Source organism: Mycoplasma sp. 5912 (assembly GCF_054353835.1).
Genome location: NZ_JBTHHI010000001.1, coordinates 188,393 through 200,680, shown reverse-complemented (window position 1 = coordinate 200,680; position 12,288 = coordinate 188,393). Strand labels below are relative to the sequence as shown.

The following is a 12,288-nucleotide window of genomic DNA, read 5'->3' as shown; positions in this document are numbered from 1 at the left end:
ATAATAGAATTTATTTTGATTCTACAACTATTTATTTTGAAAGTTTTGATAAAGACGGAATAAGACAGTCAGGTTTTTCAAAGGATGGTAAGTTTAAGGAGGATCAAATTGTACTCGCAATGGCATGTTATAATACCGGAATTCCATTTCATATGAAGGTTTTTCCAGGAAATACTGCAGATTGCAATACATTAATTGATTTTATAAAGGAAGTTAGGGATATATATGGAATCAAAACATTATATGTTATAGCCGATAGGGGAATGTGAACAAACAAAAACATAGAATTTTTAGTTCAAAATAACTATTATTACCTTATTTCAAACCGTGCAAAAGTGGGTTCAAAAAAATTCAAAACTTATATTGCAGAAAGAAGCGATTTTATAAAAATAAATGATGACTTTTTAATAAAAGAACAAATTGTTACCCCAGAAATACAGCGAAACAGAAGTCATGTTTTCAGAAGAGTTATTACATATAACAAAGAAAGAGCCGATAAAGACAAATATGATAGAGAAATTTTGATAAATAATTTTATTAAATTACAAAATAAAGATGGCTTTATAAATGAAAAAAGAATTATAGGATCAAAAGGTGGTAGATATTATGATGCAGTTAGTAAATCCCTATATAGATTGAACACCGAAAAAGTAAAAGAGGATGAATTATTAGATGGGATATATGTATACGAAACAAATATAATGGATTTAGATGCACTAGAAATTTGTAGAGTTTATGCAGAACAATGAAAAATAGAAGAAAATTTTCGTAGTTTGAAGTCTGTTATCCAAATTAGACCTGTATATTTATCATTAGATGAACATATCATCGGACACAGTGTAATTTGTTTTATCTCTCTTGTTATAATGAAATTATTACATTATATGTTGATAAAAATAATCAAAATAACTTTTGCTGAAATGACAAAGGTTTTAACAGAATTAACATCTCTTGTTTATATAGATACAAAATCTAGAAAAATTATTTGAGAAAAAAGAAATAGAGAAGTTAGTGATTTCAATCTCTGAAAAACATATGATATGCTTGAAAAAATTACAAGTAATTTTTAATAATAAAAATTTTTCTTCCTAAAATATAGGGAGAAAAATTTTTTTCTTATTTATTTCCAGAAAAACAGGATTGAATTTTTATATGTTAAAGAAATTATGGTAGTTTTAATTTATGTTTGCTCTATTTTAATGATGTATCTTTATAAAAAGTGGCATTATCAGTTATAATATTATTATGTATTTTATAATAGGTGATGAAGAGTTTTTTATAAATCGCGAAATTAATAAAATTAAGGAAAAATTTTTAGATGAAAATATCTTTACTTATCGTGAAAATTATAATTTACTTGAAATTTTAGATGAAATTTCAAGTGAAAATTTGTTTGAGCAACCGAAATTATTTATCGTTTATAATCTTAATCTATTAACTGCAACAAAAACTTCCGAAAAAGACAAAGAAATAATCGAATATTTTAAAAAAGTATTTATGCGACAGAACAAAAATGCTTTGATTTTAGTATTAAATCAAATTAAATATGCAAGAAATAATTTAACAGATTTTATTTTGAGCGCTTTTAAAGTTATAGAACTACATAAAATAAATAAGTATGAAATAAGAACACAGATAGGTAATTTTATTCGTTCTAAGGGAACAAAAATATCACAAAGTAACTTAATTTACTTGCTTGAAAAATTACCAGAAAACTTATTTATCATCCAAAATGAAGTTGAGAAAATGACTTCATATACCGATAATTTAACTAAGGATATTATTGACGATTTTATATCAGACTATAAGTTAAACAACCAATTTGCTTTTATAAATTCGATAGAAAGTAAAGATGTAGGTAAAATTTATCAAAAATACCTTGAACGCAGTAGTGAAGGTGATAATGAAATAACTTTAATGTCACAGATTTTTAGTATTTTTTCACTTGCAGATAGGGTTTATAATCTCAAAGAACTTGAATATACTGATTATGATATAATGCAACAAACAAAATTGCAAGATTGAAGGTATAAGAAGATTTTGCAAGTTATAAAATTATACGGAATTAAAAAGATTCATAATATTTTAATAAACCTTGCTGAGTTAGATATCCAACTAAAAAGTTCGGAGGTTCCAAGTAATGTATTATTTGAGACATTCTTGATCACAAACTTCACATAATTTTGATAATAAGAACTTTGTATTTTTAGATGGTGAAGTAATAACAAAAAGTAACTATCAAAAAAACCAAGAATATTATGATTCGGTATTCTTTCACCTTAAAAACACAACTAAATCATTAACAAAATTTATTGTTGTTATTCCTGATATATATTTATATTTTTTCAATGAAGAATTTATGTATATTGAAAAAAGTTCAAAATATACACTTGAAAATAAAAAAGAAAAAGAAAGAAAATTGAAATTATTACAAAATTTTCTTTCTTTGATTTCGCAATTTAAAAATATTTCAATTGCTTATGAGTTGAACTTTAGTAATATTTTGGTTATTGCAAATGCAATTAACCGAAACGAAAACATTCTTGATGATTCAGAAGATAGTCAAACAATACAAAAAACGCTAACATCGACACAGAATGTTATATATGAAGATATGTTAGTAACAAAAAACCTAGATTTAAGTAAATTTGATCCTAGCAAAAATGAATTAAGAGATAACTTAATTTTAATTACTAAGAAATATTCCGAAGTATTCAACAATGATGATTTAATGCTAAAAAACATATCATCTAAGATAAATAAAATTAATAAAAAAGACAAAGAAGAAATAACTAATTACTTAAAAAAAACATTATATGCATTTAAAAGTTTATATAATCGATCAATATATATCCATGAAGAAAACGAAAGTAATTTGTCTATTTTTGAAACATTTCAAGTTTTTGATGATTACCTATATGATTTTAGGATTTCATCGAACTACAATCATATATTTAAAGCAATTATAAAAACTTTTAAATCAAAATACACTACTATCTTTGATTTAAAAAAGTTTATGGTTTTTGAAAAATCAGGATATTTTTATTTAATAGATAAAATAAAACTTTTAGTTAAATTATATTGCTTGATTCCTAATAATATTGGATTTATTTTAAGACATTTAACATCAAATGATAATTCTATAAAACCATTGTCACAAGTTAATTATTATCAAATTTTAACTTCATATTTTATTAATCAATGTGAACAAAAAACTTTTTATTTTCATTATCCAATAGCAAAAATTGTAAAAATCACAGTTTTTAATAATCTGTTTATTCCATATATCTATAATTTTAAAATAACTGTTGATTCAATTAAGAAAACTATGATTTTTAACACAAATGATATTCCTTATAAAAATATCAATGCATATTCTATTAAAATTAAATAACGAATTTCTTAATTTTAAGAAGAACATATAAATATGTTCTTTTTATTCTACTTGCAGTATATCTTTTGCTCACACATGCTTGGATAAAACTTTGATAATCTGATTGTTCAATATGTTTTTTAAAAAGATTTTCAATTCCTTCAGTTACCATATGAAATTGAGCTATTTTGGATGCTGATAGTTTTCTTACAATCTTTTGAAATTTTGGATAAGTATTTTCTATAAGAAATTTCGGCTTGATTTTATTTATATCAAAAGGAGAAAATGGCTTTATACTTTGATTTTCTTTAAGCATTGCTCTTAATTTTGTCGCACTAGCAAAATTATTACTTATTTGTTCGCTATGAAATCCGATGGTACGTTTTAAGCAAATAGGGATAATTTTAAAATTATTATTTATTATAGTTTTAACATACTCTAAACCTAGAATATCATTAGGTTGATTAATTTCAAATCCACTTAATTTGCTTAATGCTAAATTTGTTGCTCTTGGAAAACTATTACCTTTTTGTTTTAGGTATTTTTTAACAAGTTGGTTATATTTTTCTTGATTATTCTTAATTATTTGAGCAACATTGATAAAAGTGTTTATATCATCTGTTTCAGAACCAAAAACAAGATAATCAATATTTGCTTTATTAAGCAACTTAATGGCTTCTGAAGCAAAAATATGTGCAGCTTGTGCTGAGATTTTGTTATTTATTTTAATAACTTTATAAATTCCATATTTTTTAGCCATTTTTTTTCTTTGATAAAAAGGTAAGCAAATTATTTCACCACGTTGTGAATATTTATAAGACATCGCTATGATTATTTTTGCATTAGGAAATTTTTCTTTAATTCAATTAATTTGATAAATATGTCCATTATGCATCGGATTATATTCAACTACAATTCCTACTTTAATTTGCTTATTCATATTTAAATTATAATCATTTTTAAAAATACAGCAATACTGCTGTATTTTTAAACTAACTCATCAAAGATATCATCTCCGGTTTCAGTGACTATATCAACATCGAAATTACGTGCTACAATGTTTCCTAATGTTCCTAAACCGTTAAAGTTAGTTAAAACCTTTGGAGATTTAAATGACTTAGAGAAAATAGTTGCTGGCAGTAATTCCCGGGTATGGTTAAATCCTGGATAGGTTGGATCATTTCCATGATCAGAAGTTATAATCAATAAATCATCTTCACGCATTACATTGATTAACTTAGCAAGTTTTGTATCTAAATTAGCTATATTTTGTGCATATCCATGCACATTACGACGGTGTCCAAAATGCGAATCAAATTGTACAAGATTAGTGAAAATAAATTGATTTTCACCGTCTTTTGTCGCTAAATCAATTGTAATATCCATCCCATTTGCATCACCTTCGGATGGAAAGTGCTTAGAAATTCCACTGCCTACAAATATATCATTAATTTTACCAACTGAAATAACTTCAATACCTTTGTTATATAAACTATTTAAAATAGTATAACCTGGTGCGTTAGCATAATCATGTCGGTTAAAAGTTCTTTCAAAACTACCAAAATCACCTATATAAGGACGACATATAATTCTACCAACATTTCATTCAGATTTTGATGAGCAAATTTCACGTGCTGCTTTAGCATAACGATATAAGTTATCTAAACCAGTTCAAGCTTCATGAGCACAAATTTGTAATACCGAATCCATTGATGTATATACTATAATAGCACCACGTTCTTTTTCTTCGTGGGCTAATTCATTAATGATTTCGGTCCCTGATGCAGCTTTGTTTCCTACAATTGGTCTTCCATCAAAAGCCTTTGATAACTCATCAATTAATTCTTGTGGGAATCCATTTTCAGTAAATGTAGGAAACGGAGTATTAGTTTTAACCCCCATCATTTCTCAATGTCCAGCTAGTGTATCTTTTGCATTTGAAACTTCTTGAACTTTAGCCATATATGCAAGTGGATTACGAACATAATAATTTCCGTTAAGATTAGCAATATTACCGATACCTAATTTTTTTCAAGTATCAATTTGAAATTCTTCAACCATTGATGCAGATCGAATAGTGTTCGCACCAGCATCACCGAATTTAATTTGATCTTTATCCGGACCAATTCCTAAACCGTCTGTTACAATCATAAAAATACGTCTAAATTTTGCCATAATTGCTCCTGTATTTATATTTTAATATTAATTATATTTTACTCCTTTTTTAGCAGAATAAAATAACTGATAAATTACTAATATTGTAAGTTATCATATTTTATGTTTAAATTCTTGTGTATTCTAACCTAAATAAACATTTTTTCTAATAATTTTTTTTAATATTTTTAAGAATAGTTAACTTACACTTGAAGATTAAAAAAGTAGTAAGAAAAAAATTACCTTAAAATTCTGTTTACCCCTATAAACAATAGGTAAACAAAATTTTCACCATCAAAGCGGGAAATACAGGAAAAACACATAAACAAGAAAGTATAAAACTAACAGATTTAACTTTGTATCGTTGCAGCAAATAGCTGTGGCGATTTTGATTTAAATTTGTTTATATTTTTATTAAGTATATCATCTCATATTACACTAATTAATACCAAATATTTGTTTATAAGTTATTTTTATATAACCTAAACGACTTAAACATTTAGATTTTAAGTTTGAAAATCAGTAATTGATTTCACAAATGTCTAAAATTTTTAATTTTTTTATCTTAATTCTTGTTAAACTTCCTTTTCATGGATTTTGCACATTTTCTAAATTTTTTAATATATTTTAAATTATTTTTTCTAATTTCACCTTTTTTTTATGTAGAATAAAAATGCAAGAAATTGAAAAGAAATTTATTTCTTAGAACAAACATAAAAGGAGTAAATATGAAAAAGCAAATTAAAAAAATATTTTTATTTAGTAGTATTTTAACCACATCAGTTGCAGGTATAGCGACATTAACATCTACAAATGTGTTAAAAAATCAAGAAAAACCTTGATATTTAGGATATCAAAATAATAAATTAGAAGTTCGTATAAATAAAAACGGACAACTTTTTAATTCAGTGAGGAATGTACCTGTAAACAATAATTATGAATTAAAACTTTTATTAAATTATGAAGCAGAAAATTCAGTTATGGATGAAAAATGAACTGTCCAAAAAAATAATGAATTCATAGAAAACATTAAAAAATCAAATTTATATTTCAAAAGCTATCAAACAAGCTCGATGATGCCGATCGTTTGATTCTATTTTGATAATGAAAATCAAAGAAAAGAATTTGTCAAAAGTATTATAGAAAAAAAAGAAATTTATAAAGGTATTGTATTTCCAAACGAAATACAAAATATTCAATTATCTAATACAACGAATTCACGCAAGCAAAAAGTTATTGATTGAGATATTTACTATGATAGGGATATTACAATCGATAACACAAAAGATTTAGAAATAGTAAATTTTAAGAAGCAAATAGAAAGAGAGAATAGAAGATATTACAATAACTTAGGGAATGTGGGAGTTTTAGAAGTAATAGGGAGATTAGATGAAACTAAACTACAAAATTTTAATAGATTTGGTATTGAGATAAACGAAACTCCAGATTTTGCAATTACCCATCATGCAAATGAAGTTTCAAATATAACAGCTGGGGAAAAAGGATATGATAGATATTCTAAACTTGTCTTTTCTGCCTTTATAGAAGATTCTGAATGACAAAAAGGTATTGAATGAATGGTTAAAGATAAAAAGGTTAGGGTTATAAACCATAGCTACGGTTATACAATTGATGATGCACATCCAATATATAATGAAAAAAACCTATTTTTAGATTATATATCTAGAAAATATGGAGTTGTAAATATATTTTCATCAGGTAACGGTAACAATAAAAAAGAAAAAGAAAACGAATGATTAAATGGATATAAACTTTCCCTTAATAATTTAGTTGTAGGAGCTCTTGATTTTAGTAATTGAGCACAAAAACCTACCGAAATGATAGCAAAATATTCTAATTATTTATTACCTAAAAGTTTTACATCCACTTCTAAACCTAATGTGGTTGCTCCAGGATATTTATATAAAAGATGGCATAAAAATAGTAAAGGTGAGTGAAATTACTTAGATACACAAGGTACAAGCTTTGCATCTCCTGTTGTTACAGGTTTAGTTTCAACATTATTAAGAGAAAGAGATTTCTTAGACAAAGACAAAATTAGATTACAATCTATAAAATCGATTATAGGTGCTTCATCAAGAACCCCAAAAGTAAATAATCTCAATTATAAAGCGAATGGATATACAGAAAAATATGGTTCTGGTATTGTAGATTTTGAAAATATGTTAGAAGCAGCCGATAATTTAGTAACTAAAGAAGTTTCAAAATCTGATAATGATTTTGTTTTGTTTACTAGAGAATTCTATGTTCAAAAAGATAAAAAAATCAAGGGAGCAAGTTCTTGATTGTTCAATTCAGGTTTATTAAAAGAACATGAAAATTTACCTACATATAATGCAAATGTAAATTGATGATGGTTTTTAGGAGTTTTAGGTGGTGTTATAGCTAATTCTGTTGAGGGATCAAGGTTAGCAAAAGAAAAAGCAGAATGAAAAAATACTCATATTAATGAAGAAAGATTGAATCTAAAAACAATAAATCAAAAACAAAATGATAAACTATTTTCTGATTATGATTTATATTTAGAAAAAAAAGATAGTTCTGGAAAATGAACTGTTGTAAAAAGCATCATATCAAGTGACTCTAACGATGAAATACTTGAGTATGTAACTCCTGAATCAGGTATATATCGATTAAAAGTTAAAAAATATTCTGATGTTTTATTTGATAATTCAATCAATGATAGTTTAGCATTAACATATACCATACAGGAAAAATAATATGAAGAATTTTATAAAAAAATGAATTTTTCCTTTTTCTGCATTAACATCATTGGTTGTTGCTAGTTGTACAAATAACACAAACAATAATAAAGAATATGATGAATACGATTTAAAAAGATTTTATGTATATGTAGATGAATATCAAAGACTAAATGATATTAAGAAAATTAAAGAAAATTACTTTTATTATTTGTGAGAAAATAACAAAGAAAATAACGGGATGTTTCAACCCTTATTCAAAGACAAATATGTATTTATTAAATCAGTAGATGAACTCAATAAATTATTTTTAGATAAATTTAATTTAAATTATGTTAAGAAATATTATCAAACATTTAAAGACAAAGTTAATTTTGACATAAATACTTTAACAGAAGAAAAACTAAAACAAATTAACAAAGAAGAGTTTCAAAATATTTATTTAAACAACGAAGATATTAATGAATTCTTCAAGAGTAAGAATTTGTTAATGTATGAAACAAGAAACCAGAATTCTCAGATTTCACAATATAATTTAGTCCCAGATTACATAAATGACGACACAGAAAATTTACATTTTTGACTTATTAATTTAGAACAAATAGGTGTTAAATATATGGCTGAAGAAAGTTCGCGAAAAAGTCGTATAACTATGAATGTAAAATACATTGATAAATCTAAAACCATAACAGCTAATATAAACCCTAGTAATCAGCAGGTAAAAGACCTTTATGAATATTTACCTAAGGAAATAAGTTTTGTATTTCCTATGTCTAAAACATAAAACCACAAAAACAGGATGTTGGTGTGATATTGTACCAACATCCTGTTTGTTATCATTATATTGCTTTCGGAAAGGAAGTAATATCCCTAGCACTATTTATAATTTAGATACAGGTGAAATAATTAAAAGATAATAAGCAAGTAACAACTTAGTTGTTATAAAATTAAACATACATCAGAGGGTTTGTGATGTAGTGTTTTGTTTAAACAAACATTTTATCTAACATTGTCTTTTTGATATTCTCTAAAGCAGTTAACTTACGCTGATGAAGTGAAAGGAAGGAGTCTAAGGAAGTGAAAAGATTAGCAATTTTGGTTTGTTCATTTATATTACTAATTTTGATTATTATGTTCATTAATTCGTTAGATGTCAATTTATATCTGCTAGTTCCAGCCAAAAAAATTATAAAATTAACTTTTTTTAAAGAAAGAGAAAGAAAATAATTATTGTTATTAGCATTTTGAGATTTTATTACGTGTGCATGATTATTTACCCATATTTTTCCTTTTATGAAATGAATAGGATAATTGTTTAAATCATTAGCTCCATCTTCTGCTATTAAGATATTTTCTCCGTCATGTGTAAAACCTTGGACGAAATCTTGTATTCCATTGGCTCCATAGTAAGGAGTGTAGCCTTTTGTTCTTTTATTTTCTTTTATAGGTATTCTAAGATTGTCTAATCGATAGCATAAATTTGCAATAGCATCCTGTTCTCAAGCGTGAGTAAATTCCGAAAAACGAATATTAGGAAATTTTGAATTTTGATCAGGGAACATTTTAGATAGCAATGTAGACTTAATATTCATTAAAAAGTCATATTTTTGCTGATGAAGTGTAAGGTAAGAATCTAAGGAAGTTAAAAGTTGGGAGATTTTTTGTTGTTCAGTTGTATTTTTAGGTTTTTTAAAAGTAATATTACTAAAATTTCCTAGTGTAATTGTTGGTATTGTACCAACAGTAACATTTTTAAGCGTTTGAGAATGAACATTTCATGTTTTTAGTAAATAATATACAAATTCCAGGTTAAATTTATTTCTTATTTCTATCCCTAAAATACCTTGTTTTGTGCAAAGGGGTATTTTATTGATAGAAACATTTCCAATAGTAGCTCCATTTGTAAAAATTATGCTATCTTTTTTAATCATTCATGCAGAAGAATTTTTTAAACCTTCTTCAGTAATAAAATTATTTGTTTGATAAACATATTTGCTTGATGTATCTTCTATTTTTAAAAAAGGAATTTTTCCATTTTTATAATAATTCTCTATGTTTGTATTTGGGGTTCCGCCCTCAGAAGCATAATCGTAAATGTTTCCCAAGAGATCCTCTTCTCAATCACCAGTAAATTCCTTAAATCTTATTTCAGGTATTTTTTTGTTCATCTCTACCACCTTTGAATATATATTATAAATTATTTTATATAACTTGTTTGTTATTTATAAAATTCGATACAAAATATAAATATATCTAGTAATTAAAACTCCACTCTTAATCAACTACAAAACAAAAAACAAAAAATAACCTATAAAAATGCAAGTTTTTTTATACTTTTTAGAAAAATAGTATAATAATATCCTAAATAAATAAAGGAGAATTAATGCAAAAAATATTACTTTTAGACGGTAATTTAATTAACAAGGATCATTCATCATATACCGGTGATACTATGGATTATCTTGAAACAAAATTTAAAAGTGAAGGTAAAGATGTTAAAAGATTTGATCTAAATGAAACTCATGGAGACATCTTTTTAACCAAAAAAACATATCCTGATTATTGAAAACAAATTGATTCGGATAAGTGAATTAATTTATTAAAAGAAACTGATTTAGTAGTTATTTCTACATCAATGATTAACTTTGCTGCTTCAGTTGTAGTTAAAAACTTTATTGACAGTGTTTCGTTAGCTGATAAAACTTTTTCATATAAATATTCTAAAAAAGGTGAAGCAATTGGATTATTAGATCACCTTAATGTTTTAATTATTGCTTCACAAGGAGCGCCACAAGATTGGTATCAATGAGGTTCACATGTTTCATGACTTGAAGGAACATGAAAATTCCTAGGTGCTAAAAATGTACAAATCTACCGAATTAACGGAACTAAGGTAAAACCTATTTCTGATGAAAAAGCTACAGTTTATGTAGATAACCACAAACATGAACTTGATCATGTTCTTGCAAAATTCTAATCATTTAATTTTTATAAAAACAAAATTGTGATAGAATTAAGAAGCATAAATTAGCAGCAGTTTGTTATTGTTTTGTATAAATTTAACGCGTATAACTTGTTAGTAGATAAAGCTGAATTTTGAAAGCATTAAGTTAAAGTTATTAAACAAGAAATAAACCCTCTTCTATATGCAGAAAAGAGGATAAATGTCAAGATATACTGGACCAGTATTTAAAAAATCACGTCGTCTTGGTTTTTCAATATTAGAAACTGGAAAAGAGTTTTCTAAAGGTAGAAAAAGAACATATGCACCAGGACAACACGGAAATAAAAAAATTAAACTATCAGATTACGGATTGCACTTATATGAAAAGCAAAAAGTAAAACACCTATTTGGACTTAACGAAAAACAACTTCGTAGAACTTTTGAAAGAGCAACCAAATTAAAAGGTGTTACAGGTACCAACTTCCTACAATTATTAGAATTACGTTTAGATAACCTTGTTTATCGTGCCGGATTCGCTTCAACACGTAGACAAGCTCGTCAATTAGTTAACCATAATCATTTCACCTTAAATGGTAAAAAAGCTAATATTCCTTCAATAACTGTATCAGTAGGAGATGTTATTGAATTAAAAGAAAAATCAAGAGCAAATGTACAAATTACTGAAAGTTTAGCAAATAAAGTAGCATCTGCTTGATTAACCAGAAAAGACTTTAGTGTGAAATTGGATCGCTTACCTGAAAGAACAGAAATTCACCCAGAAATTAAAGATTCATTAGTAGTTGAGTTCTACTCAAAATAATAAGGAATAAATATGAAAAAAGATTTACACCCAGATTACCATCAAGTTAAAGTAACTTGCTCAACATGTCAAAGTGAATTTCAATTCAATTCAACTAAAAAACATTTTACAGTTGATGTTTGTTCAGGATGTCATGCTGTATATACTGGAAATAGAACACAAGCAAAAGCAACTGGAAGAATTGATAGATTTAACAAACGTCTTGAAAAGAAGGCATCTAAATAATATTATAGATACCAATATTTGTGATTAAAAAAAACTTATCCATATCGAT

Annotated in this window: 11 protein-coding genes; 8 read left to right on the top strand and 3 right to left on the bottom strand. The window is 25.7% G+C overall.

Annotation, left to right across the window (positions count from 1 at the left end; all coding sequences use genetic code 4):
* The 3 genes from ACXYRP_RS00695 to ACXYRP_RS00685 all read left to right on the top strand — a co-directional run.
* On the top strand, positions 1–1,070 hold a 1,070-nt coding region (locus ACXYRP_RS00695; protein ID WP_458614993.1), incomplete at its 5' end, for an IS1634 family transposase.
* A 175-nt stretch (positions 1,071–1,245) separates the two neighbouring features.
* On the top strand, positions 1,246–2,181 hold the full coding sequence (holA, locus tag ACXYRP_RS00690; protein ID WP_458614484.1) for a DNA polymerase III subunit delta: 936 nt from the start codon (positions 1,246–1,248) through the stop codon (positions 2,179–2,181).
* On the top strand, positions 2,141–3,394 hold the full coding sequence (locus ACXYRP_RS00685) for a hypothetical protein (RefSeq protein ID WP_458614483.1): 1,254 nt from the start codon (positions 2,141–2,143) through the stop codon (positions 3,392–3,394). The genes holA and ACXYRP_RS00685 overlap by 41 nt, the downstream gene beginning before the upstream one ends.
* Here the strand turns inward: ACXYRP_RS00685 and ACXYRP_RS00680 are convergent.
* The gene (locus ACXYRP_RS00680) at positions 3,387–4,313 is read right to left on the bottom strand and encodes a nucleotidyltransferase (protein WP_458607191.1); all 927 of its coding nucleotides are present in this window, start codon (positions 4,311–4,313) and stop codon (positions 3,387–3,389) included. The genes ACXYRP_RS00685 and ACXYRP_RS00680 overlap by 8 nt on opposite strands.
* Before the next feature lie 47 nt (positions 4,314–4,360).
* On the bottom strand, positions 4,361–5,548 hold the full coding sequence (locus ACXYRP_RS00675; RefSeq protein ID WP_458614992.1) for a phosphopentomutase: 1,188 nt from the start codon (positions 5,546–5,548) through the stop codon (positions 4,361–4,363).
* A 707-nt stretch (positions 5,549–6,255) separates the two neighbouring features.
* Between ACXYRP_RS00675 and ACXYRP_RS00670 the strand changes: the two genes are divergently transcribed.
* On the top strand, positions 6,256–8,268 hold the full coding sequence (locus ACXYRP_RS00670; RefSeq protein ID WP_458614991.1) for a S8 family serine peptidase: 2,013 nt from the start codon (positions 6,256–6,258) through the stop codon (positions 8,266–8,268).
* Position 8,269: 1 nt separating this feature from the next.
* Complete coding sequence (locus ACXYRP_RS00665; RefSeq protein WP_435130601.1) at positions 8,270–9,034, top strand: hypothetical protein; 765 nt, start codon at positions 8,270–8,272, stop codon at positions 9,032–9,034.
* A gap of 202 nt (positions 9,035–9,236) precedes the next feature.
* Here the strand turns inward: ACXYRP_RS00665 and ACXYRP_RS00660 are convergent, their stop codons facing one another.
* Positions 9,237–10,418 carry a restriction endonuclease subunit S gene (locus tag ACXYRP_RS00660; protein WP_458614990.1) on the bottom strand — a complete coding sequence of 394 codons (1,182 nt, stop codon included), beginning with the start codon at positions 10,416–10,418 and terminating at the stop codon, positions 9,237–9,239.
* A 215-nt stretch (positions 10,419–10,633) separates the two neighbouring features.
* Between ACXYRP_RS00660 and ACXYRP_RS00655 the strand changes: the two genes are divergently transcribed.
* The 3 genes from ACXYRP_RS00655 to rpmE all read left to right on the top strand — a co-directional run bounded on the left by ACXYRP_RS00655 (position 10,634) and on the right by rpmE (position 12,239).
* A complete protein-coding gene (locus tag ACXYRP_RS00655; RefSeq protein ID WP_458614989.1) occupies positions 10,634–11,227 on the top strand; it encodes an FMN-dependent NADH-azoreductase in 594 nt (197 codons plus the stop codon).
* Between the two features lie 187 nt (positions 11,228–11,414).
* Positions 11,415–12,014: a 30S ribosomal protein S4 gene (gene rpsD / locus ACXYRP_RS00650; RefSeq protein ID WP_458614988.1), complete on the top strand. Its 600-nt coding sequence runs from the start codon at positions 11,415–11,417 to the stop codon at positions 12,012–12,014.
* Positions 12,015–12,026: 12 nt separating this feature from the next.
* Positions 12,027–12,239 (top strand): 50S ribosomal protein L31, encoded by a 213-nt coding sequence (gene rpmE, locus ACXYRP_RS00645; RefSeq protein ID WP_435130593.1) that lies wholly within the window; start codon positions 12,027–12,029, stop codon positions 12,237–12,239.
* Positions 12,240–12,288 lie beyond the last annotated feature (49 nt).